This is a genomic window from Novosphingobium sediminicola (assembly GCF_014196525.1).
Lineage (GTDB): Bacteria > Pseudomonadota > Alphaproteobacteria > Sphingomonadales > Sphingomonadaceae > Novosphingobium > Novosphingobium sediminicola.
On sequence record NZ_JACIDX010000008.1, the window covers coordinates 161,240 to 184,085 of the forward strand.

At 64.8% G+C, this 22,846-nt stretch carries 21 protein-coding genes, 1 tRNA gene and 1 pseudogene; 11 read left to right on the forward strand and 12 right to left on the reverse strand.

Translation table 11 applies throughout. The features are described from left to right. Positions 1 to 3 precede the first annotated feature (3 nt). The 5 genes from edd (at position 4) to GGR38_RS11825 (ending at position 7,339) form a co-directional block, all read left to right on the forward strand. Entirely contained in the window at positions 4 to 1,818 is a 1,815-nt protein-coding gene (gene edd / locus GGR38_RS11805) for a phosphogluconate dehydratase (protein WP_183625737.1), read from the forward strand. A gap of 29 nt (positions 1,819 to 1,847) precedes the next feature. After that, positions 1,848 to 2,816 carry a glucokinase gene (locus GGR38_RS11810; RefSeq protein WP_183625739.1) on the forward strand — a complete coding sequence of 323 codons (969 nt, stop codon included), beginning with the start codon at positions 1,848 to 1,850 and terminating at the stop codon, positions 2,814 to 2,816. After that, positions 2,816 to 3,448, forward strand: a complete 633-nt coding sequence (locus GGR38_RS11815; RefSeq protein WP_183625741.1) for a bifunctional 4-hydroxy-2-oxoglutarate aldolase/2-dehydro-3-deoxy-phosphogluconate aldolase — start codon at positions 2,816 to 2,818, stop codon at positions 3,446 to 3,448. Before GGR38_RS11810 ends, GGR38_RS11815 begins: the two co-directional genes overlap by 1 nt. Positions 3,449 to 3,655: 207 nt before the next feature. Further along, entirely contained in the window at positions 3,656 to 6,424 is a 2,769-nt protein-coding gene (locus tag GGR38_RS11820) for a phosphoenolpyruvate carboxylase (RefSeq protein ID WP_183625743.1), read from the forward strand. A gap of 132 nt (positions 6,425 to 6,556) precedes the next feature. Next, positions 6,557 to 7,339 (forward strand): L,D-transpeptidase family protein, encoded by a 783-nt coding sequence (locus GGR38_RS11825; RefSeq protein ID WP_183625745.1) that lies wholly within the window; start codon positions 6,557 to 6,559, stop codon positions 7,337 to 7,339. A 12-nt stretch (positions 7,340 to 7,351) separates the two neighbouring features. Here GGR38_RS11825 and tilS read toward each other — a convergent pair whose 3' ends face one another. The 5 genes from tilS to GGR38_RS24545 form a co-directional block, all read right to left on the reverse strand. Beyond that, positions 7,352 to 8,305 (reverse strand): tRNA lysidine(34) synthetase TilS, encoded by a 954-nt coding sequence (gene tilS, locus GGR38_RS11830; protein WP_343059088.1) that lies wholly within the window; start codon positions 8,303 to 8,305, stop codon positions 7,352 to 7,354. Next, on the reverse strand, positions 8,296 to 9,270 hold the full coding sequence (locus GGR38_RS11835) for a tetratricopeptide repeat protein (RefSeq protein WP_246404536.1): 975 nt from the start codon (positions 9,268 to 9,270) through the stop codon (positions 8,296 to 8,298). Before GGR38_RS11835 ends, tilS begins: the two co-directional genes overlap by 10 nt. 108 nt (positions 9,271 to 9,378) lie before the next feature. Next, positions 9,379 to 10,374: a helix-turn-helix domain-containing protein gene (locus GGR38_RS11840; protein WP_183625747.1), complete on the reverse strand. Its 996-nt coding sequence runs from the start codon at positions 10,372 to 10,374 to the stop codon at positions 9,379 to 9,381. A 161-nt stretch (positions 10,375 to 10,535) separates the two neighbouring features. Then, a complete protein-coding gene (ptsP, locus tag GGR38_RS11845) occupies positions 10,536 to 12,839 on the reverse strand; it encodes a phosphoenolpyruvate--protein phosphotransferase (RefSeq protein ID WP_183625749.1) in 2,304 nt (767 codons plus the stop codon). A 256-nt stretch (positions 12,840 to 13,095) separates the two neighbouring features. Continuing rightward, positions 13,096 to 13,419, reverse strand: coding sequence for a YdcH family protein (locus tag GGR38_RS24545; RefSeq protein ID WP_343059089.1), 324 nt, complete (start codon positions 13,417 to 13,419; stop codon positions 13,096 to 13,098). A 269-nt stretch (positions 13,420 to 13,688) separates the two neighbouring features. Between GGR38_RS24545 and GGR38_RS11855 the strand changes: the two genes are divergently transcribed. From GGR38_RS11855 to nadA, 5 genes are all read left to right on the forward strand, one after another. After that, positions 13,689 to 13,886: a DUF465 domain-containing protein gene (locus GGR38_RS11855; RefSeq protein WP_172340697.1), complete on the forward strand. Its 198-nt coding sequence runs from the start codon at positions 13,689 to 13,691 to the stop codon at positions 13,884 to 13,886. Positions 13,887 to 14,062: 176 nt separating this feature from the next. Further along, positions 14,063 to 14,524: a DUF1465 family protein gene (locus GGR38_RS11860; RefSeq protein ID WP_183625751.1), complete on the forward strand. Its 462-nt coding sequence runs from the start codon at positions 14,063 to 14,065 to the stop codon at positions 14,522 to 14,524. Between the two features lie 47 nt (positions 14,525 to 14,571). Further along, a complete protein-coding gene (locus tag GGR38_RS11865; protein WP_183625753.1) occupies positions 14,572 to 15,447 on the forward strand; it encodes an MBL fold metallo-hydrolase in 876 nt (291 codons plus the stop codon). A 67-nt stretch (positions 15,448 to 15,514) separates the two neighbouring features. Next, on the forward strand, positions 15,515 to 16,246 hold the full coding sequence (locus GGR38_RS11870; RefSeq protein ID WP_183625755.1) for a hypothetical protein: 732 nt from the start codon (positions 15,515 to 15,517) through the stop codon (positions 16,244 to 16,246). Positions 16,247 to 16,324: 78 nt separating this feature from the next. Further along, entirely contained in the window at positions 16,325 to 17,311 is a 987-nt protein-coding gene (nadA, locus tag GGR38_RS11875) for a quinolinate synthase NadA (protein WP_183625757.1), read from the forward strand. A gap of 311 nt (positions 17,312 to 17,622) precedes the next feature. On the opposite strand, the gene nusG is transcribed toward nadA, so the two are convergent. The 4 genes from nusG to GGR38_RS11895 all read right to left on the reverse strand — a co-directional run bounded on the left by nusG (position 17,623) and on the right by GGR38_RS11895 (position 20,243). Continuing rightward, positions 17,623 to 18,159 carry a transcription termination/antitermination protein NusG gene (gene nusG / locus GGR38_RS11880; RefSeq protein ID WP_183625759.1) on the reverse strand — a complete coding sequence of 179 codons (537 nt, stop codon included), beginning with the start codon at positions 18,157 to 18,159 and terminating at the stop codon, positions 17,623 to 17,625. Positions 18,160 to 18,182: 23 nt separating this feature from the next. Then, on the reverse strand, positions 18,183 to 18,389 hold the full coding sequence (gene secE / locus GGR38_RS11885; RefSeq protein ID WP_172340703.1) for a preprotein translocase subunit SecE: 207 nt from the start codon (positions 18,387 to 18,389) through the stop codon (positions 18,183 to 18,185). Between the two features lie 127 nt (positions 18,390 to 18,516). Then, the gene (locus GGR38_RS11890; protein WP_183625761.1) at positions 18,517 to 20,007 is read right to left on the reverse strand and encodes a hypothetical protein; all 1,491 of its coding nucleotides are present in this window, start codon (positions 20,005 to 20,007) and stop codon (positions 18,517 to 18,519) included. 160 nt (positions 20,008 to 20,167) lie between these two features. Further along, a tRNA-Trp gene (locus GGR38_RS11895) sits at positions 20,168 to 20,243 on the reverse strand. A gap of 155 nt (positions 20,244 to 20,398) precedes the next feature. Here GGR38_RS11895 and aat point away from each other — a divergent pair. Beyond that, a complete protein-coding gene (gene aat / locus GGR38_RS11900) occupies positions 20,399 to 21,187 on the forward strand; it encodes a leucyl/phenylalanyl-tRNA--protein transferase (RefSeq protein ID WP_183625763.1) in 789 nt (262 codons plus the stop codon). A 35-nt stretch (positions 21,188 to 21,222) separates the two neighbouring features. On the opposite strand, the pseudogene GGR38_RS11905 reads toward aat, so the two are convergent. The 3 genes and pseudogenes from GGR38_RS11905 to GGR38_RS11915 form a co-directional block, all read right to left on the reverse strand. Beyond that, positions 21,223 to 21,621: pseudogene (locus tag GGR38_RS11905) on the reverse strand (DUF2155 domain-containing protein); the annotation flags it as partial. A gap of 8 nt (positions 21,622 to 21,629) precedes the next feature. Beyond that, on the reverse strand, positions 21,630 to 22,028 hold the full coding sequence (locus GGR38_RS11910) for an NADH:ubiquinone oxidoreductase subunit NDUFA12 (protein WP_183625764.1): 399 nt from the start codon (positions 22,026 to 22,028) through the stop codon (positions 21,630 to 21,632). 134 nt (positions 22,029 to 22,162) lie between these two features. Further along, positions 22,163 to 22,747, reverse strand: coding sequence for a RecX family transcriptional regulator (locus GGR38_RS11915; protein ID WP_183625765.1), 585 nt, complete (start codon positions 22,745 to 22,747; stop codon positions 22,163 to 22,165). Positions 22,748 to 22,846 lie beyond the last annotated feature (99 nt).

The following is a 22,846-nucleotide window of genomic DNA, read 5'->3' on the forward strand; positions in this document are numbered from 1 at the left end:
CTGATGGCCGAACTGCACCCCACTATCGCCCGCGTGACGCAGCGCGTGATCGAGCGCTCCAAGGCGACCCGCACCGCCTATCTCGACCTGATGGCGCGCGAAACCGATCGCCATGGGGACCGTTCGGCCTATGGCTGTTCCAACCTTGCCCATGCCTATGCCGGCGCGGTGGAGGACCAGAAGACGCTGGCCTTCACCCGTGGCCAGAACATCGGCATCGTCACGGCGTATAATGACATGCTCTCCGCGCATCAGCCCTATGCGCGTTTTCCCGATGCGATGAAGATCTATGCCCGCGAAGTGGGCGCCACGGCGCAGGTTGCAGGCGGCGTTCCGGCCATGTGCGACGGCGTGACGCAGGGCATGGACGGGATGGAGCTGTCGCTCTTTTCGCGCGATACGATTGCGCTTTCCACCGCCGTTTCGCTCTCGCACGCCGTGTTTGACAGCACCGCGCTGCTGGGCATCTGCGACAAGATCGTGCCGGGTCTGGTGATCGGCGCGCTGCGCTTTGGCCATCTGCCCTCGATCTTCATCCCCAGCGGCCCGATGCCCAGCGGCATTGCCAACAAGGAAAAGCAGAAAACCCGCCAGCTCTATGCCGAGGGCAAGGTGGGCCGCGAGGAACTGCTCAAGAGCGAGATGGGTTCGTACCACTCGCCGGGCACCTGCACTTTCTATGGCACGGCCAATTCCAATCAGATGATGATGGAAATGATGGGCCTGCAACTGCCCGGCTCCAGCTTTGTGCCGCCCAACACGCCGCTGCGCAGCCAGTTGACCCGCGCCGCCGTCCACCGTCTGACGCAGATCAGCCGCAAGGGCGCCGATCCGCGCCCGATGGGCGAAGTGGTTGATGAAAAGGCGATCCTAAACGCCTGCATCGGCCTGCTGGCCACCGGAGGCAGCACCAATCACGCGATCCACCTGCCCGCGATGGCGCGGGCGGCGGGCGTGCAGATCGACTGGGCGGATCTGGATGAATTGTCCTCAGTCGTGCCGCTGATCGCGCGCGTCTATCCCAATGGGTCGGGCGATGTGAACCATTTCCACGCGGCGGGCGGCATGGGCTATATCATCCGCGAACTGCTGGGCGCTGGGCTTTGCCATGGCGACATCCTGACCGTGGCCGAGGGCGGTTTCGCCGCCTATGCGACAGAACCCTATCTCGACGGCGATGCTCTGGCCTTCCGCCCCGCGCCCGAAGTCAGCCATGATCCGGCGATGCTCTCGACCGTGGCACAGCCGTTCCAGCCCGATGGCGGTATGCGTCTGGTGCAGGGCAATCTGGGCCGCGCGACCTTCAAGTCCTCCTCGGTGGAAAAGGAACGCTGGACCATCGAGGCCCCCGCGCTGGTGTTCAACAGTCAGGAAGAAGTGCAAGCCGCCTTCAAGGCGGGCGAGTTGGAACGCGACTGCGTGGTGGTCGTGCGTTTCCAGGGGCCGCGCGCCAATGGCATGCCCGAACTGCACAAGCTGACCCCGCCGCTCGGCGTGCTTCAGGACAAGGGCTTCAAGGTGGCTCTGGTCACCGATGGCCGCATGTCGGGCGCGTCCGGCAAGGTGCCCGCCGCCATCCACGTCACGCCCGAAGCCCTTGCGGGCGGCGCGCTGGCGCTGGTGGAAAATGGCGACATCATCCGCGTCTGCGCCGAAACGGGCACGCTGGAGGTGAAGGCCGACCTGTCGACCCGCACCGCCGCAACGCCGCCGGTCGGCGCGATGGGCGTGGGCCGCGAATTGTTCGCCATGTTCCGCGCCGGGGCCGATGGCGCCGAACGCGGCGGCTCAGCCATGCTGGCGCTGGCAGGTCTTTGACGCTAAAGGCCTGACGACGGAGGGGATTCATGGAACTCGTTACGGTAGATATTGGCGGCACTCACGCGCGCTTTACCATTGCCACGATCGGCGATGATGGGGCGATCACGCTGGGCGAACCGGCCACGCTGAAAACCAATGAACATGCCAGCTTTGAAACGGCATGGGAGCATTTCGCGGAAATTTCCGGCCGCCCCCTGCCGCGCGCGCTGGCGCTGGCCGTGGCCGGGCCGGTGGGCGGCGAACTGATCCGCTTTACCAACAACCCTTGGGTGATCCTGCCCGATCAGTTGCCCGAGCGTTTGGGCGTGGACAAAGTCACCATCGTCAATGACTTTGGCGCGGTGGGTCATGCCGTGGCCCGCGCGAGCAAGGAGCATTTCCAGCACCTGACCGGGCCGGACACGCCTCTGCCCGCCAGCGGCACGATTACCATCGTGGGCCCCGGCACGGGCCTTGGCGTGGCGCATGTGTGGCGCGACGGCAACGGCTTCTATCATGTTCAGGCAACCGAAGGCGGCCATCTCGATTTCGCCCCGCTCGACGCGGTGGAGGATGCGATTCTGGCCCGTCTGCGCCAGCGCCACCGCCGTGTTTCGGTGGAGCGCGTGGTGGCGGGCCCCGCGATTGTCGATATTTACGAAACGCTGGCCGCGCTGGAGCAGCGCCCCGTGCTGCATACCGACGACCGCACGATCTGGACCAGGGGCACCGCGGGCGAGGACACGCTGATGGCGGCGGCCATCGACCGCTTCTGCCTCTCGCTGGGTTCGGCGGCGGGCGATCTGGCGCTGGCGCAGGGCGGATCGGCCGTGGTCATCGCGGGCGGGCTTGGCCTGCGGATCAAGGACACGATCCTTTCCTCCGGCTTTGCCGAGCGTTTCCGCGCCAAGGGCCGTTTTGAAAGCCTGATGGCCAGCCTGCCGGTCAAGCTGATTACACACCCGCAGCCGGGCCTGCTTGGCGCCGCCGCCGCGTTTCAGAAGGAACATGCATGATGAGCACCCCTACCCCCGCCTCCGCCCGGATCGACGCCATCATGCGCACCGCCCCGGTGATCCCGGTGCTGGTGATCGACCGTCTTGAAGACGCGCTGCCGCTGGCCGAAGCGCTGGTGGCCGGTGGCCTCAAGGTGCTTGAAGTCACGCTGCGCACCGAATGCGCATTGGACGCGATCAAGGTGATGAAGCAGGTTCCCGGCGCGATTGTCGGCGCAGGCACGGTGCTCAACCCCGACGATCTGGCCCGCGCGATTGACGCTGGCAGCGAATTCATCGTCTCGCCGGGCCTGACCCCGCGTCTGGGCGAAGCCGCGGTCAAGGCCGATATTCCCTTCCTGCCGGGCACGGCCAACGCTGCCGACATCATGCTGGGCATGGATCTGGGGCTTAACCGCTTTAAATTCTTCCCCGCCGAAGCCAGCGGCGGCGTCAGCGCCCTCAAGGCCATTGCAGGCCCGTTCGGCTCGGCCCGCTTCTGCCCCACCGGCGGCATCACGCTGTCCACGGCTCCCAACTATCTGGCCCTGCCGCAGGTGCTCTGCGTTGGCGGCAGCTGGATGGTGGGCAAGGGCACCGATGCGGCGGCCATTACGGCGGCTGCCGGCGCGGCGGCGGCTCTTAAAGCCTGAAACTGATACCCTGCCCGCGCAAGCCATCGGCGCGGGCAGACATTTCCCTTCTTCCATTTGCCTAACCAAATTCGTCTGCGGCTTTGCAGTCCCCCTTCCCCTGCCCGGCGTTCATGGCCATAGTCAGAGGCAAGACCATAAGGGCAGGAGAGGCAAAGCAGGCCGCCAGCACATGGGCCATAGCGCCCGACGGGAGTGTCCATAAAGATGAGCCAGATTGCCGCCCTTTCGCAGCGTTTGCAGGATTTGCACGCGACGACCGAAGAAACCCCGCTGTTCAACCCGGTGTTTCAGCTCTCCCTCGAACTCTCGCGCCAGATTGAAAGCGGCGAGCTTGGCCTCGACAAGGTTGAGGCGATGGTGGCCGAGCTGGAATGCGAAGGGCTTCAGGCACGGGCGCGGCGGCTGCATCGCCTGCTCGAACCGGTCGAGCCGGAGGCCAATATCGCCCGCGTGAAGGGCCATGCCGAGGCGGGCGATTTTGCCAGCTTTGCCACGCGCTGGGGCCGCCCGGCAGCCCATATCGTGTTCACCGCTCACCCCACCTTCCTGCTGAACAAGGCCCAGACCGCCACCGTGGCCCATGCCGCCAGCGAAGGCGATTTCGGCCCAGCCACCTGCGCGGCCACCGCGGCGCGCGACACGATCACGCTGGACACCGAACATGACGCCGCGCTGGCCGCCATCGCGCGCGGGCACACCGCGCGGGCCAAGATCACCCAGACGCTGTTCAACACCGCCCGCACCCGCTGGCCCCAGCAATGGCGCGCGCTGCGCCCGATGCCGATCCGCTTTGCCTCTTGGGTGGGCTATGACATGGATGGCCGGACCGATATCGGCTGGAACACCTGCATCCGCTATCGCCTGATGGAAAAGGCCCAGCGCCTGTCGGCCTATGCCGCCGATCTGGCCGATGCCGCGCCCGATATCGCCACCCGCCTGCTGGCCGGGGCCGAGCGCGCCGAGGAAATGGCCGCGCTCTTTGCCCGCGACATGACCGATCCGGCCATGCTCTCGCAGGTGGCCAATACAATGACCGCCGATCATCCGGCCAAGCTGACCAGCCTGTCGGGCATCATTGCCGAGCTGGAAGCGCTGGCCGCCACCGCATCCGATGATGTGGCCGAGGTGCTGCTGACCACCGTGGCCGCGATGCAGGCCGATGGGCTGGGCATGGGCTGGGTGCATTTCCGCGTCAACAGCAGCCAGTTGCAAAACGCGATCCGCCGCCGCATCGATCCCGATGGCCGCCTCGATCTGGCCAGCCAGGCCGCCTTGGTCAAAATGCGCGAGCTGTTGGCCACGGCGCAGGTTCTGCGCACCAATTTCGCCGCGCTGGCGATTGAAAACAGCACTGCCATCCGCCTGTTCCTGACCATGGCGCAGATCCTGCACCATGTGGACGCCGACACGCCGATCCGCATGCTGGTGGCCGAATGCGAACAGCCCACCACGATGCTGGCCGCGCTCTATTTCGCCAAGCTGTTCGGGATCGAGGACAAGGTGGACGTGTCCCCCCTGTTCGAAACGGAAACCGCGCTCGAGCATGGCGGGCGCTTCCTCGATGCGCTGCTGGCTGAGCCTGCCTATCGGGCCTATGCGCGCGGTCGCGGGCGAGTGTCGATCCAGACCGGCTTTTCCGATGCCGGGCGTTTTGTGGGCCAGATCCCCGCAGCGCTGGCCATCGAGCGCCTGCAGGGCCGCCTTGCCGAGGCGATGACCGCCAACCAGCTTTCGGACGTCTCCGCGCTGATCTTCAACACCCATGGCGAGAGCATGGGGCGCGGCGCGCATCCTGCCTCGATGGCGGACCGTCTGGCATGGCCCTTGTCGCCATGGGCGCGGCGGCGTTTCGTGCGCGCAGGCATCCGGCTCGAACCGGAAGTGTCGTTTCAGGGCGGCGACGGCTATCTCTTCTTCGGCAGCGACGAACTGGCGCTGGCCACGCTCACGCGCTTCATCGAACTGGCGCCTGCCGAAACCGACCCCTATGCGCCGACCGACCCGTTCTATCGCCGCACCGACCTGTCCCTCGACTTCTACCGCGCGATCCGCCGGGTTCAGCAACAGCACCTGTCGAGCGGCACCTACAGCCGCGCGCTGACCGCCTTTGGCCTTGGCCTGCTGAACGATACCGGCAGCCGCAAGAGCCGCCGCCAGAGCGATGTGTCCTCCGACCGCACGATGTCGCTGCGCCAGATCCGCGCGATCCCGCATAATGCGGTGCTGCAACAGCTTGGCTATCCGGTGAACATCATCGCCGGGGCAGGCAGCGCGGCCGAGGGCAATTACGAGGAACTGGCCAATCTGCTGCGCTCGTCGGAGCGCGGGCGCCAGATCGTGCGTCTGGTGCGCGCCGCCAATGCGCTGGCCAGCATCAAGACGATGACGGCCTTTGGCGAACTGTTCAACAGCGCCTATTGGGCCAGCCGCCCCTATCGCGGGCATGAAGAGCATATCGAGGACGGCTGCCTTGCGCTGGCCGAATATCTGACGGGCGATGACCGGGCGGGCGTGTTCCGCCGCCTCTCGACGCGCTTGCGGGTTGATGCGCTCAAGCTCCACCGCCTGCTGGCGCTGATCCCGGACGAGGCCCCCCTGCCCGACCGCGAGCATACGCGCCGGATGATCGGCGTGCTGCAAGCGCTGCGTCTGGCGTTGTTCCAGCATATGTTCCTGCGCGTGGTCATGGTGCCGCAATTCAGCCGCGCCAATGACATCGCGCGTGAAGACGTGCTGGAAATGGTGTTCACCCTGCGCATCGACGAAGCGCTGGCCCAGCTTCGCCGCGCCTTCCCCACCAGCTTCCCCAGCCTCGATGATTTCCGGGTCGAGGAACCGGCCGATTATCCCGACGATGCCGCCCATGGCTATGGCGTCATCCGCCGCGATTATATCGAACCGATCGAGCGCGCCTATGGCCTTGCCCTGCGCATCGGCACGGCCATCGCCAATGAATTTGGCGCGCATGGGTAAAATGTGATCGGGATGGGACGGGTTTCATGCCTGTCCCATCCTGATACAGGCTTCACAGGCCTCTGGCGCTCCGCCACAAGGTAACGCATCTTTAACCATAGCGTTTAACCTTGTCCGCGAGTCTGCCCCATCATGCCCACCGGCGCCCATTTTTCCCCCGCCGCCGACCGGTTTCTGGCTCCGCGCGCGCTGATCATCACGGGCGGGCTGGGTCTGGCGGTGCTGGCGGGCCTCGCGCTGATCGAGGCGGATGAGCGGAGCGGCACGGCCCATCTGCCCCGCGATGTCGTGATCGCCGCGCGCCCGCAACTGGCGCATCAGATCGCGCTCGGGGTCGATCCCTATGCCTCGGCCAGCGGGGTCAGCTTTGATACGCCCGCCACCACCATCGGCATGCGCAGCCCGGGCAAGGGCGGCGGCGTCATGCCCATGGCCACGCAGTCGCCCACTGATCGCCGCTTTGTCATCCGCCGCATCCTGCCGATTTCCGGGCCGATCAAATATGGCCAATGGGCATGGGACGAGAATGGCGTGCCGCCCGGCCCGCTGGTCATCACCGTCGATCTGGAGGCGCGGGTGCTCTCGGTCTTCCGCAACGGCTTCGAAATCGGCGCCACCGCCGTCCTGCTGGGTACGCAGGAAAAGCCCACCCCCACCGGCACCTTCCCGATCAGCCAAAAGGACAAGGATCACGTCTCAAACCTCTATGACGCGCCCATGCCCTATATGATGCGGCTGACCGATGACGGCATCACCATCCATGCCACCAATGTGCGCAACGGCTTTGCCAGCCATGGTTGCATCGGCGTCCCGCTGGATTTCGCGCGCAAGGTGTTTGGCGAGGCCCACATCGGCGACAAGGTCTATATCACGCGGGGCAAGCAGGTGGGTCTTGGCGACGCTCTGGTGGATTAAGGGGGGGGTGGATTAGGCCCGGCGTTTCGGGGCCTTCATAAAGCTCCACACGCCGGGGCCGGGCCGGGCCACCACATCGCCGATCGACACTGGTTGCCGCGCCAGCAGGCTGTCAAAGGCGCGGGCAACAGCATTGCCGCGCGGGGCATGGCCGTCGATCTCTTCGACAATCCGGGCAATGACGCGCATGGCAATCGCGCGCGGCGCGGCGGGGCGATAATTCACCCCCAGCCCTTCGCGCAACACCCGCGCGCCATATTCCCGGTCCGCCGCCCAATCGAGCGCGGCATCGGCATCGGCGAGATTTTCCGCCGAGCGCGCCCATGCGCCCACATCCAGCCAATCCGCCCCCGCCAGCGCCTGACGCACGCGTACCCGGTCAAAGGCAGTGTTGCGGTTCGACGGATCATCAGCCGCGTTCAACCCGGCATCGGCCACCACAGCAGCCAATTCGGCCCGCCGCCAGCCCAGCACCGGGCGGATCAACAAATGCTCGGAGTCCGGCACCCAGCCGCGCTCGCGCACCCCGGCAAGGCCCGCCACCCCGCTGGCACGGTTCAGGCGCATCACCAGCGTCTCGGCCTGATCGTCGGCATGATGGGCCGTGGCCAGCGCCGCCACCCCCTCACGCGCCATCCAGTCGGCCAGAGCGGCATAGCGCGCCGTGCGGGCCTCGGATTGCACATTGCCCGGTTCAACCAACACCCGAAGCGTTTCATGCGCCACGCCCAGATCATGGCAGACCGCCGCCACCTGCGCCGCCTCCGCCGCGCTTTCCGCGCGCAGCCCATGGTCGACCGTGGCCGCGCAGACCCCGCCGGGCCGCGCCGCCGCCGCCAAGAGCAGCAGCCCCAGCGAATCCGGCCCGCCGGACACCGCGATCCCCAGCTTCAAGCTCGGATCACGCGCGCCCTCGGGCCAGACCTGCGCCAGACTCTGTGTGAAACGATCCGCGATCAGTTGCACTTCACCTTGGCGCGAATGCCGTCATAGGCCGACTTCAACCGCCCGCCCGCATCCGCCGGATAGCCATCGGCAAATTCGCCCAGAGCGATACAGGCGCGGTTGATGTCCTTCAGTTCGATCATCGCCTCGGACAGATAGAGCAGGCTGTCGGACGCGCGCGCGCCCTTCTTGTCGCTCTGATAGTTCTGGAGGAACCACGGGGCCGCATCGCGCGGCTTGCCATCGTCCAGATAGGCGCGGCCCAGCAGGTTGCGCGCATAGCTCACGCGCTTGTGCTTGGGATACTGGTCCAGATAGAGCTTGAGCTGCTGCTGCGCCTCGGGGAAGAACTTGGCCTCCCACAGCTTGTAGCCATAGGAATATTCATCCTCGCCCGCATCGCCGGTCGAAGGCTTGGTGATCGCCTTGACCGCCGTGACGCGGCTGGCGGGCGCGGGCGCAGGCTTGGCCACCGGCGCAGCGACCGGAGCCGGGGCGGGCGCAGGCTTGACCACGGGGCGCGGTGCAGGGGCCGGTTCGGCCACGGCGGGCGGGGCCGGTTCGGGCGCAGCTACAGCGGCGCCCTGTTCGACCGGAGCATTGGCCGCCGGGCGGGCGCCTTCAAGCTGGTGAACGTGGTTGGTCAATTCCTCGACCTGCGCGGTCAGGCGGGCATTTTGCGATTCCACCGCCGAAAGCCGCGCCAGAATATCGGTCAGCGCCGTATTGGCGGGCGGCACGGCGGGCGCCTCGGCCGCAACGGCCGGGGCCGCGCCAGGGGCCGGATTGGGTGCCTGCTGGCCGAACAGCTTGGTATCGCCGCCGGGGAACACCTGCCGTTGCAGGGCACGGACCTCGGCCTCCAGCTTGCGCATGCGGATTTCGCCTGCCGTGCCTTCCTGCGCCTGCGCCGGAATGGCGCTGCCTGTCCAGAGCAGCGCTGCCAGCGCCACGCCAGCCAGCCTGATCCGCTGCTTATACATCATCTTTCTTCAACTCCCACGGCGCGCCCGATCACGGGCGGCCCAGATCATCGGTTGTTCCATGCCCCAAATGCACAGTGCCGCAAGCAACCCCCTGCTGTCGAGTGCGGGTTAAGGCGTAACGGTGGATGGCGTCGCGGGTGCGGCAGGCGCAGCTTGCGCATCAGCCGTTGGCGCGGGCCGGGGGCGCGGGAAATGGCGGACCGGGCGCGGGGCCGCAACGGGCGACGGAGCTGCAACGGACGCATTGGCCGCGCCGGGGATCGGGCTGGCCGCAGGAGTTGTTGCAGGCGCGGGTTTGCCACGTTCCAGCAGGGCCTTGGCCGAAATCGGCACATTCTTGACGATCTCAGGCGTCTTGCTGATCGGGGGCACGTCCTGACCGCCCACAGTGATCGCCAGCTTGTCGGGGCGGCCGGTCCACACGCGCGGATCCTTGGCATCCTCGGGCAGCGTATAGGTCTCGCCCATTGCAAGTTGCTTTTGCACCAACTGCTTGCCGTCGGCGTCCGACACCTTGATCCACAGCTTGTCCATCTGCGCGGTCAGCACGACGGGGCCGGTGGGCGCGCTCGATGCTTCTGCGCCGGGCGCCTCGCTGGGCGCGGCTGACGCGGCCTGGCTGGGCACGGCGCTGGGCACTTCATCGGGGATCAGCGAGGGCAGGCTGTCGGTCGAGCTGGAATTGTTCTGCCACCAGATAAAGCCGCCGATGGCCGCCACCAGCAGCACGAAACCGGCCATCCAGGCAAAGCGCGAAGAGGGCACGCGCGCCGGATCGCCCGGCGCAAAGGCCGGCGAGGCGGGCACTTCGGGTTCGGGCGCGGCGCGCGAATAATCGCGGCCCATCGCGTCGACCAACGCGGCCGGGTCCAGCCCGACGCTCTTGGCAAAGGTGCGGGTAAAGCCGAAAACATAGGTGCGGCCCGGCAGAGCGGCAAAATCGCCGTTTTCCAGCGCGCCCAGATGGCGTTCGGAAATCTTGGTCCGGGCCGACAGTTCCGCCAGCGTCAGTCCTGCCGCCTCACGCGCGGCGGCCAGCCGCTGGCCCGCGCTGGCGGGCTGGCCGCTGGTTGGAGAAGCGAATTCTGACTCATCTACGCTCATGGCGATCCCGAAATCCTTTGCGGCCCGCGCCGGACACAACGCTGGAAGCTCTGGAAAGTCAACAGGCTTGACAGGTCCTTGCGCCGGTTAACAGGCATATTGCGCCCGATTACGCAAAGATATCGATGCGTCCGCGCGTAACAGCCTGTTAATTCGCCCGTTCAGTCCCCTATCAGCCCCCGCTGGGCCGCCCATGCGGTCATTTCCTCGCGCAGGCTGGCGGGCGGATGGGCCAGCCAGCCTTCCATCGCCGCGCTGATTTCGGCCAGATTGACGCGGCGGACCATATCCTTGATCGGCGCCACGCCCGCCGGCGTAATCGACAGGCGGCGGATGCCTATGCCCAGCAGCGCCAGCGCCTCCAACTGGCGCCCGCCCATTTCGCCGCAGACCGTCATCGGCACATTATGCGCATGGCCTGCCGCCGCGATACGGCGGACAAAGCGCAGGATGGCAGGGGAAAGCCAGTCATAGCGCTCGGCCAGCTTGGGGTTCGAGCGGTCGGCGGCAAACAGGAACTGCGTCAGATCATTCGTGCCGATCGACAGGAACGAGAGGCGCGGCAGCAACAGATCCAGCACCTCGGCCAGCGCGGGCACTTCGAGCATGGCGCCATATTTGACCGCCTCGGGCGGGGTCTTGCCCAGCTTGCGCAAATGGGCAAGCTGTCCCTCGAACACCGCCTTGGCCGCGTCAAATTCCCATGGTTCGGAAATCATCGGGAACATCACATGCAGCACCCGCCCCGCCGAAGCCTCGAGCAGGGCGCGGGCCTGAACCTTGAGCAGGCTGTCACGTTCGAGCGCGAGGCGCAGCGCGCGCCAGCCCATCGCCGGGTTCTCTTCCTCGCCATCCTCGTCATGGCGCAGATAGGGCAGGCTCTTGTCGCCACCGATATCGACCGTGCGGAACACCACCGGCTTGTTGCCCGCCGATTCCAGAACCTCGCGATAAAGCCGCGTCTGGCGCTCGCGGTTGGGCAAAGTGGCCGAAACGAGGAACTGGAACTCGGTGCGATAAAGGCCCACGCCATCCGCGCCGGTCAATTGCAGATTGGGCATATCCTCGCGCAGGCCCGCGTTGATATTGACCGCAATCCGCTCGCCATCCAGCGTGATCGGCACCACATCGCGCAGCGCGGCATATTTGGCCTGCTTTTCGCGATTCTTGGCATAGCGCTCGTCAAAGCCGATCATCATGTCGCGCGTGGGCCGGGCAAAGGCCAGCGCCGAATCGGCATCGAGCAGGATCGGATCGCCCTCACGCACCTTGCCGCGCAGGGATTTCACACGGCCCAGCACCGGAATGCCCATCGCCCGCGCCACGATGACCACATGGGCCGTCAGCGAGCCTTCCTCAAGGATCACGCCCTTCAACCGTCGCTTGTCATATTCGAGCAGTTCGGCCGGGCCAAGATTGCGCGCGATCAGGATCGCATCCTGACGCAGGCCCGCGCTGGCCGCCGTGCCCAATTGGCCCGAGACGATGCGCAGCAGGCGGTTGGCCAGATCCTCCAGATCGTGCATCCGGTCGGCCAGCAGGGGGTCGTCGATCTGGCGCATCCGCATACGGGTGCGCTGCTGCACGCGCTCGATGGCGGCCTCGGCGGTCAGCCCGGAATCGATCGCCTCGTTGATGCGGCGGCTCCAGCCCTCGTCATAGGCGAACATGCGATAGGTTTCCAAAACCTCCTCATGCTCGCCTCCGCTGCCGAATTCGGCTTGGCTGGCCATGCGGTCGATCTGCTCGCGCATTTTGTCAAAGGCCAGATAGACGCGCTGGCGCTCGGCCTCGGTATCCTCGGCCACGATATGCTCGATGGTGATGCGCGGCTGGTGATAGACCGCCACGCCGCTGGCCAGCCCCTTGACCAGCGTGAGGCCGCGCAATTGCTCCGGCCCCGTCAGCGAGGCGGCAAGGCCTGCAGCTTCTTCCTCATCGACCAGATCGGCGTTGGCGATCAGTTCGGACAGGACCATGGCCACGGTCTGCAGCGCCTCGATCTCGACCTCTTCATAGCGGCGCGGATCGACATGCTGCACGCAGACCACCCCCACGCAGCGTTCGCGCCGCACGATGGGCACGCCCGCAAAGGAGTGGAACTTGTCCTCGCCCGTTTCGGGGCGATAGGAGAAATCCGGGTGTGCGGTCGCCTCGGCCAGATTGAGCGTTTCGGCGCGAGAGGCGATGGTGCCGACAAGCCCCTCGCCAATGGCCATGCGAGTGACGTGGACGGCTTCCTGCGCCAGACCCCGCGTGGCGAAAAGTTCGAGCATCCCTTCGCGCAGCAGATAGATCGAGCAGACCTCGCTATCCAGACTGGCGCCGATCACCTCGACCACGGTGTTCAATTTGGCCTGCGCGTGGCTGCGCGAGGCCATCACCTCATGCAGGCGCGTCAGGATTGTGCGCGCGGCCGCCACCGCGCTGGAATTCGAGGTCGGGCCGAGAGGTGCAGTGGTCATGAAAAGGGGGTTAGACCAAACATGCGTCTTTGCAAATGCGCCCACCCCTATTTTTGCGCTAACCCTGCTTTTTGCGCGCTGTTTCACGCAAAAACGGGCCGAAATACGCATCGCCCAAAAGTATAACGCAAAGCTCATGCAAAGGCCCGATCCAGCGCCATAAGGCCGGATCGGGCCGGGTTGATCTCTAATGGTCGGGATTTCAGCGTTCAGCCGGCAGGCTAAGCCCCGCCCTCATGCTGCACGCCATGCTGCATCAATGGTGCGCGATCTGGTCGCGGATCCGCAGCTTGTGGCGCTTGAGCGCCTGAAGCGTTACTGGGTCGGGGTGGGGACTCTTGAGTTCTTCGGCAATCCGGCGCTCAAGACCGGCGTGCTTATTGTGCAGGGCGTTGATGTGGGATGCTTCCATTTTGGACTCTCCTCCATAGGCCATAAAGCCATTGAAAGTGACCTCCGCGCCAGCGCGGCCCCCTGATCCGGCCCCATGCGAAGGTCCGATCAAGGAAACCGTGTGGTGGGTGCCACCGGCTACCCCCCTATTTGCGGACGGCTGCAGACGCCCGCCCAATCGAGGCATGACACGGCATGCCTCCTGCGGCCATGCTCGAATCGCGTCATTTCCATCGATCAGGCGCTCAAAGAAACATACTTTGACCCGCTTGCGAAGCCCCGAATATGACAATTTTAGGTAAGCCGTTTATGAGCGCGGCAAATTGTTTTTAAGCCTCGACGACCCGTGCCCCAAACTCATTTCATCGCAGTCCGCGCTGGCCCCTTGCCCCGTGGCGCGCGCGCGATTAGAGCATGACGCAAGCGGCAAGATACCCTTGGCGGGAGCAAGTTTTGGTGACCGAAGAGGAACTGCGCAAGAAACTCGATGCGCTCAGGATCGAGCATCGCGATCTGGACGCCGCCATTGATGCCCTCACCCTTTCGGGCGCGGGCGATCAGATGCAGCTTGCCCGGCTCAAGAAGCGCAAGCTCAAGCTCAAGGATCAGATCTCGCTGATCGAGGATTACCTGATTCCCGACATCATCGCCTGAAGGCAGTTTTCCAGCGACAGCGGTTTTTTGTCCCGCCCCTGCCCTGGGGGTGCCGCCTTGTGCGTTCCATTGGTGGCCGGATTAATGTCCAAAACCGGGAATGTCCCAAATCGGGATCAGGACTTGCCCCTAATGACATTGCAGCAAGTGCTAATATTTGATTAACCAATTTCACCATGAAGCACACCAGCAACATCAATCCCCGAATCGTCGAGGGGCTCTATTGCGAGGCACTGGTCCTGTCGGACGAAGTGCGCGCCGCCTTCGACCTGTCGGGGCGCATCGAGGAAACCGGGACGCATGAGGATGCCCCCCGCATCGCGCTCTCCTGTGAGGCTTTGCGCACGACAACGCGCATGATGCATGCGGTGGCCTGGTTGCTCAATCATCGCGCCTATTTCATGGGCGAACTGTCCGAATTTCAATTGCGCCGCTATGGCCGTCTGGCCCCCGATTTTCCTGCTGCCGATCCTGAAAGGCTGCTCCTGCTCAGCCCGCAGATCCGCAAGCTGATCGCCGCGACCGAGGAGTTCTACGCACGCCTGCTGCGCATCGACCGGGGCTGGCGCGAGGCGGCCCCCGGCGCCCCGCGCGCCATCGACCAGTTGCGCGCACGGCTGGGCAGCGCGGTGGCCTGAGGCCTTTCCCTCGACACAGGGCGGGCAAAGCGGCATAGGCTTGCCCCATGAACATGCCTCCGCGCCCATGGCCCACCGGCGAGACCGAGCGACTCGAACCGCTCGTCCGGCGCATGCTGGCCAATAATCCCAGCCCGTTTACCTTTACCGGCACGCAGACCTATCTGGTAGGCGATGCGCGCGGGCTGGCGGTGATCGATCCGGGACCGGACGATGCCGAGCATATTGACGCGCTGATCAGCGCCATTGGCGATGCGCCGGTGCTGGCGATTATGTGCACCCATACCCACCGCGACCATTCGCCGGGCGCCGCCCCGCTGGCCGCCGCCACGGGCGCGCCGATCATCGGCTGCGCAGCCCTGACGCTGGAGGATGACGGACCGCGCGCCGACGCTGCCTTTGACACTTCCTATGCGCCCGACACGGTGTTGGCCGATGGCGATCTGGTGCGCCTGCCTTCGGCCACGCTGATGACCGTGGCCACGCCCGGCCATACCAGCAACCACCTGTGCTTTGCCCTGATCGAAAGCGGGGCGCTGTTTACCGGCGATCACGTCATGGGCTGGTCCACCACGGTCGTCTCGCCCCCCGACGGCGATATGAGCGACTATATGATCAGCCTCGACAAGCTCTATGAGCGGGGCGACCGGGTCTATTACCCCGCCCATGGCCCGCAGATCGACAAGCCGCAACAGATGGTGCGCGGCATGATCGGCCACCGCCGGATGCGCGAGCGCCAGATCCTGCGCCTGCTGGAAACCGGGGCCAGTTCGATCGAGATCATGGTGACGCAGATGTATCCGGGGCTAGACGTTCGGCTTCACCGGGCGGCGGGGCGTTCGGTGCTGGCCCATCTGATCGACCTGCAAAGGCGCGATCTGGTGGCTCAGGCGGACGAGGATCTCTGGATATTGGCAGGCTGAGCCGCCATCTTGCATGGCCCCCTCGCCTGGTGTAATATTTGGGCAACACACGTGGAGGGGAACAATCATGGCCTATTCGCCGACCTCACCTGCTGCTCTGCTTTACCGTGACCGACAGTTCTTTGCCCGCATGACCATCGGTCTTGCGCTGGTCATCGTGCTTGGCTTTGGCCAGTTCGCCGCGCTGGGGCGGGTGGATTACCGCCACGTCCCGCTCTGGTTCCATGTCCATGGCGCGCTGATGCTCAGTTGGCTGACGCTGGCGGTGGTCCAGACGCAACTGGCCGCGCGCCTTTCTTCGCCCGCGTTGGCGCTGCATCGGCGGATGGGGTGGCTGGCGCTGGCCTATATCGCGGCCATTCCGCTGGTGGGGGGCATGACGCTGCATGCCGCGATCAGCGGGCAACTGGTGCCGCCCTTCTTCACGCCCGCCTATTTTCTGGCGCTCAACGCCTGTTTCCTGCTGGGCTTTCCCGCGCTGATCCTGCTGGCGGTGCTGCGGCGGCGGGAAACGGCGTGGCATGCGCGCCTGATTATGGCCGCCAATGTGCTGCTGCTCGATCCGGCGCTGGGGCGGCTTTTGCCGATGCCTTTGCTGGGATCGAACGGCGAATGGCTGGCCATGGCGGTCGAAATGGTGCCCTTTGCGCTGCTGGCCCGCCATGACCAGCGCCAGATGGGACATATCCACCCGGCCACCATGCTGGGCGCGAGCAGCAATATGGCGCTCCATATCCTGACCGTGCTGCTGGCCCAGAGCGCGCCGATCATCGCGCTGGCCGGTGATCTGGGGCAATAATTGCAGATTTCCCTTGGGGTCTTGCGCAATGCTCCCTATCTGGGCGGCAAAGCCAATGAACCCCAAGGGGATGTGATTATGACTGCCCAGAGCGCCAGCCTCGCCGGTCTTGACCTGCGCGCCGAAATCGACCGCCTCCGCAAGGAAAAGAACGCGGTCATCCTCGCGCATTATTACCAAAAGCCGGAATTGCAGGACATTGCCGATTTCGTGGGCGATTCGCTGGAGCTGTCGCGCAAGGCGGCCGAAACGGACGCCGATGTCATCGCCTTTTGCGGCGTCAAATTCATGGCCGAGGTGGCCAAGATCCTGTCCCCGCAAAAGACCGTGATCCTGCCCGATGTGAATGCCGGTTGCAGCCTTGAGGATGCCTGTCCGCCCGAAAAGTTCAAGGCGTTCCGCGAGGCGCATCCCGACCATATCGCCATCACCTATATCAACTGCTCGACCGAGGTGAAGGCGCTCTCCGACATCATCGTCACCTCGTCCTCGGCGGAAAAGATCCTCTCGCAGATCCCGCGCGATCAGAAGATCATCTTTGGCCCCGATCGCCACCTTGGCGGCTATCTCTCGCGCAAGTTCGACCGCGAGATGCTGCTCTGGCCCGGCGTGTGCATCGTGCATGAAGCCTTCAGCGAAACCGAATTGCTGAAACTGAAAGCCCAGCACCCCGGCGCGCCCATCGCCGCCCACCCCGAATGCCCGCCCACCATCGTCGATCACGCCGACTATGTGGGGTCCACCAGCGGCATCCTGAATTATGCCAAGACCATCGACGCCGATACGCTGATCGTCGCCACCGAGCCGCACATCATCCACCAGATGCAGTTGGCCATTCCGGGCAAGACCTTCATTGGCGCGCCCGGGGCCGACGGCAACTGCAACTGCAACATCTGCCCCTATATGGCGCTCAACACGATGGAAAAGCTCTACATCTCGCTGCGCGACCTGACGCCGCAGATCGAGATCGAGGAAGGGCTGAGGCTCAAGGCCAAGGAAAGCCTCGACCGGATGCTGGGGATGGCTTCGGGGACTGTGGGTATGGGGGATTTGGGGGCTAGGTAAGGTTTGCCTCCGGCGGGCAAAGGGACTCGTCCCTTTGCAATCCCGTTACGGGGGGTGCGCCAAGTCGGCTAAGCCAGACTTATGTGATGGATTGAAAGCCTGCGGCGCGGAGAGGTTACCTCAAAGGCGCCGCAGGCTTTATCATTTCAAACGCCGCGTCCGACACCCATCCGCCGACCCCATGGCGCAACGCAGACAGTAACGGGAGCGCGAGGGTCCAGACCCTCACATTTCCCCTTTCCTTCAATCCCAAAACAAAAAAGGCGGAGGAAAACCCCCGCCCTTTTCAATCCCGAAAACCGGATGAAATCTTACTTCACCAGTTCGACATGTTCGAAGTCCAGCTCGACCGGGGTCGCACGGCCAAAGATCGACACCGAGACCTTGACGCGGTTCTTGTCGAAATCCAGCTCTTCGACGATGCCGGTGAAGCTGTTGAAGGGGCCGTCGAGCACCTTGACCGAATCGCCGATTTCGAAATCGACGGCAACGTGCTTCTTGACCGTGGTGGCGACAATTTCGCGGTGGCCGAAATAGCGGGCCGCGTCGCGCTCGGAAATCGCCTGCGGTTTGCCGTTGTGGCCAAGGAAGCCGGTGACCTTGGCGGTGTTCTTGACGAGGTGATACACATCGTCATTCATGGTCAGCTTGGCCAGCACATAGCCGGGCATGGTCTTGCGCTCGACCTGGATCTTCTTGCCGCGCTTGACCTCGGTGACCTGTTCGGAAGGCACTTCGATCTGCTCGACCAACTGCGAGAGGCCAAGGCGCTCGGCTTCGGCCTGGATGGCCTCTTTGACCTTGTTTTCAAAGCCGGAATAGGCGTGGATGATATACCAGCGGGCCATATCTTACAGTTCCTATGCTTTTCTCAGGCGAGCGACAGCAGCGTGCGCACGATGTAGCCGAAGAGCGAATCGACGCCGAGGAAGAAGATCGCGAGGATCAGCATCAGGATGCCGACAAAGATGCCGGTCTGAATGGTTTCCTGACGGCTCGGCCACACCACCTTGCGCGCTTCAACCTTGACCTGGTTGAAGAACTCTCCGGGAGAGACCTTAGGCTTCTTATCTTCCATCGACGCAATCCTCGAATAAGCCCGAAACCGTTTTGGCCATTGCCGCCGCGCCGCCCCGGATCAGGTCCGGGAGGGGCTTTGCAAGGCTCCGATGTCGGGAGATGGCGGTGATCTAGTCCCAGTCGCCTTATTTTGCAAGAGGGGCCGGTTTAAGCCTCGCCAGCAAACTGCCCTGCCCGCGCCAGACCACCATGGCGCCCTCGGGCATCGTGTCGGGCGCGCGCTCGCCCACATACCACAGCCAGTCGGCTTGCCGTGCGGGGGCGAAATTGGCCAGATCCACCTTTTGCGTATGGTGCAGCAGCAGGCGCTGCGAGGGATCGTCGAAATCGCGCCCGCCCTGCTTCAACTGCAGCATATGGACATGGGGCACCGCGAAATTGGCATTCACCAGCGCATGGCGACGCACCACCGCATAGGCGCCGATATGCTCGAAATGGTTGAGCGGCCATTGCTCGCGCGTCACCAGCACGGCGCTGGCCACTTTGGCCCCCTGCGGCACATGGTCGAGCGCGGCCAGGATCTTTTCCATCCGCGCCGAATCATCGTGCCAGTCCTGCGTGGTGATCAGCAGCCGCGCCACATAGAGCATCACCACCGGCGTGATCGCCCAGCCCGGCGCGCGCGGCCAGCGAATCGACAGGCAGCAAATCATCAACCCGGTGGTCACCAGCCGGTAATCCGCATAATCGCCGCCCGAAATATGGCGCGGCACCGCAATCGTCATGGCCAGCAGCATCACCGCCGCCCAGCCCAGCCGCCCATCGAGCCGCCGCATCGCCGCCGCCAGCAGGAACGCCAGCGCCACCACCACCAGCGACAGGTAATCCAGCGCATAGACCGTATCGCGCATGGCCTTCAGCCAGATCGCCTGCTTATAGACCCACCAATAGGGGCCATACGAGAACGTACCCGCCGTGCCCGGCACCAGCACCATGACCACCAGCGGCGCCAGCAACGGCCAAGGCGCGATAAACGCCCGCCAACCGCGCCCCATGCCCAGTTCATAACCGAACAGCAGCACCCCCAGCACGCCCCATGCCGACAGATGCGAGAGCCACACCACCAGCCCGATCGGCACGAACAGCGCGCTGCGCAGCCACCACACCGCCCCCTTACGGTCGAGCCACACCCAGAGCGCAAAGGCCCAAAGCGCCAGAGCCTGACCCAGCGCATAATTGAGCAGGCCGATCAGCATCATCGGCGACCATGCAAAAGGCATGGCCAGCAGCGAGGCGATGGTGACGCGCCCGTGCAATTGCCGGTCCACCGCGATCAGGCCCAGCGCGGTCAGCGGCGGGATGATCCCGGTGATGATCCGCCCGCCCGTTTCCAGCCCAAAGATCGCGGCAAAGGGGCGGATCAACAGGTCCACCCCCAGATTCCCGGTCCACGTCCAATGAAACGAATAATATTGCGCCAGATCCGCGCTGCGCCCGCCATCCAGCATCACCGCATAGCGCGCCAGATGGGCCGGATAATCGCTCATCTGCGGATAGCGCGCGACCAGAACGGGCAGGCACGAGGCCAGCGCCAGCAACACCGCGAACCAGTAAAGCCGCCTCTCTCCCGCACGCGCGGCCGAAGATAGAGCCGCCGATCGATCAATCACACGCATGGTTTAGAAGATGCCCCACAGCATTGCCCGAAGCCGCATCCCTAGCCGCAGCGGCGCGATTGGCAAGTCGGCATTCAGAAGGGAGCGGGATAAGCCGCAACGCGGCCACAACCAAACAGCGCCCCGAAGGGCTTGATAATCATGCTATCTGGGAAAACCCTGGCAGGAGCGGGGGGACTCGAACCCACGGCCCTCGGTTTTGGAGACCGATGCTCTACCAACTGAGCTACACTCCTGCAGGGTGCAGCGCCTCTAGGAGACCCTCGCGACTTTGGCAAGTGGGCAATATGCGATGAGCGCGTATTTTTTCGCGGGAACTCAAAGGCGGGGTTTGCGCTGCTTCTCCCTCTTCACGCCCGGATGAACAGAATGCTAGACAGGCCCAGTGACGATGGAAAACCCAGACCTGATTGATCCTGCCCTCTTGCTGCTGGCCTATCGCGGCGGGGTGTTTCCGATGGCCGATTCGCGCGACGATCCCGAAATCTTTTGGGTCGAGCCAAAGCGGCGGGGCATCCTGCCGCTCGATGGCTTTCGCGTTTCGCATTCGCTGGCGCGCAGTTTGCGGCGCGAGACCTTTACCGTCACCTGCAATGCCGCCTTCGACCTTGTGCTCGACGCCTGCGCCGCGCCGCGCCGCGCCGAGGCCGAGGATGGCGGCGAAACATGGATCAGCGCGCGAATCGCGGCCTCCTATCGCGAATTGCACCGGCTGGGCCATGCCCATTCGATCGAATGCTGGATCGACGGCGCGCTGGTGGGCGGACTGTACGGCGTTGGTTTCGAGCGGGTTTTCTGCGGGGAAAGCATGTTCAGCCGCGTGCCCGATGCCTCAAAGGTGGCGCTGGCATGGCTGGTGGCGGCGCTGCGCATCGGGGGCGCCGAATTGCTCGATTGCCAGTTCATCACCACCCATCTGGCCTCATTGGGCGCGATAGAGATCCCGCAAAAACGCTATCTGGCGATGCTGCGCGAAGCGATGCGACCCAAGGAACCGGGCCTGCCGGTTCAGTCCGGGTTTTCGGGGGTGACAGGCGCGGGAGCGGGCGTGGCCTCGGCGCTGGGCGTGCCGCTTGCGCTGCCCGATGCCTTCGATACGCTCTTGGGCGCGGCGAAATCGGCCGGGTTCTCTTCCTCGCCGGGGAAGTTCATCGCGCAATCCTTGACCCAGACGTCATAGACCGGATGCTGAACCACGTTCAGCCCCGGCGAATTGCGGAACAGCCAGCCCGAAAACACCTTCTGCCAACGCAGGGGATCGGAGATCTGCGAACGCTGCTCGACGAAAACCTGAACAAAGGCGCCGGTTTCCTGCGGGCGTTCCCAAGGCTGGGTCTTTTCACAGCTCGACAGCTTGACCACGACATTGCCGATGCGCCGCGCCTCGCCCACTTTCAGGACGATATCCTGCTGCTCATTGTTGCGCTTATTCAGCAGGCCCAGCGTCGCCACGCGATCCTTGACCGGGGTGCCGAACTGATTTTCAACCGCCTGCGCGGCGGCATTGCCCGCCACCGCCTTGGGCACGTCGGTGGCCTGCGCCTCGGGCTCGGACGAGCCGCCGCAGGCCGAAAGCGCGAAACATGCGCCAGCCACCATCAGAGTCCGGCGCATGGTATCAATCAGCCTTCAGGCGTCCAGGCTTCGTAGCCGGCAGCCTTGGCCTTGCCCGCGCCGCGCAGTTCGGGGTGGGGCTGGTGAGCCTTGGTGGTGCCGGTGGCGTTGGGCGTATATTCGGCTTCCCAGATGCGGGGCGGCGGCAGGTGGCTCTGCGGCACGGCGTCATAGGAATGGTGCAGCCAGCCATGCCATTCGGCCGGAACGCGGCTCGAATCATTGGCGCCATTATAGATCACCCAGCGGCGCTCCATACCCGCAAAGGGGCTGTTGGTGCCGGCCGGAACGACCTTCTTCGAGCGGTAATACTTGTTACCCTGAAAATCGGTGCCAACCTGTTCGCCGCCAAACTTGGTGTTGAGCCAGGTGCCGAAAGTGGAGCCGTTCCACCAGGTGAAGAGCATTGCGCAAGTTTCCCTAATTCAGGTCTGCCCGCGAACAGAATCCGCTAAGGCCCGTGACGTTTAGCGCCTAGCCCAAGCCGGGGGGCCAAAGCAAGGGCAAAGGGGCAGGCGCAAAAGGGGGCGTCAAAGCGTCCCTATTCCTCGCGCGCTTCCTCAACCCAATCCTGCGCGGCCTGCGGGTCGGCGGCCTCCAGAATCGCGCGCGCCGCCCCCATCGCGTGGCCTGCGCGCATCATGGCGGCGATCTCCTTTTCGCGGCGGGCGCGGCGCTCCATCGGATCATCGGGCATCGCGCGCCGCGCAAACGGCCCCAGCCCCCGCCGCCGCGCATAGGCCAGCGCCGCCTCGCGCGCCTCCGCCTCGCCCGGCATCACCTCGGCGCGAATATCCTCGTCGATCCCCGCCTGCCCCAATTCCTGCGCGATCCGCCGCCCACCAAGGCCCCGGCGCAACAGGCTGCCCGTCTTCATCCGGGCATAGCTTTCATCGTCAATATGGCCCAGTTCGACATGCCGCTCGACGATCGCAGCCACTTTGGCCTCGGGCGACTCATCCCCGGTCCAACCCCGCTCACGCAATTTGCGCAGCAGGTAATCCTCCAGACGCCCCGCGCTGGTGGCGAAACGCGCGACATAGGCCAGCGCCATTTCCTCAATCCGGGCCGAATCGAGGGGCTTTGGGGCCATTTTGCGGCGATTGGGGCGCTCTGTATCATCCATTGGCCATATTCGTGCCACAGTCGCGCGCCAAAGGGGACCCCCCGCGTCACCCGACTTGCGGGCCAGTTTGCGATGCCCGCCGCTTTTGCTTTCCCGCGC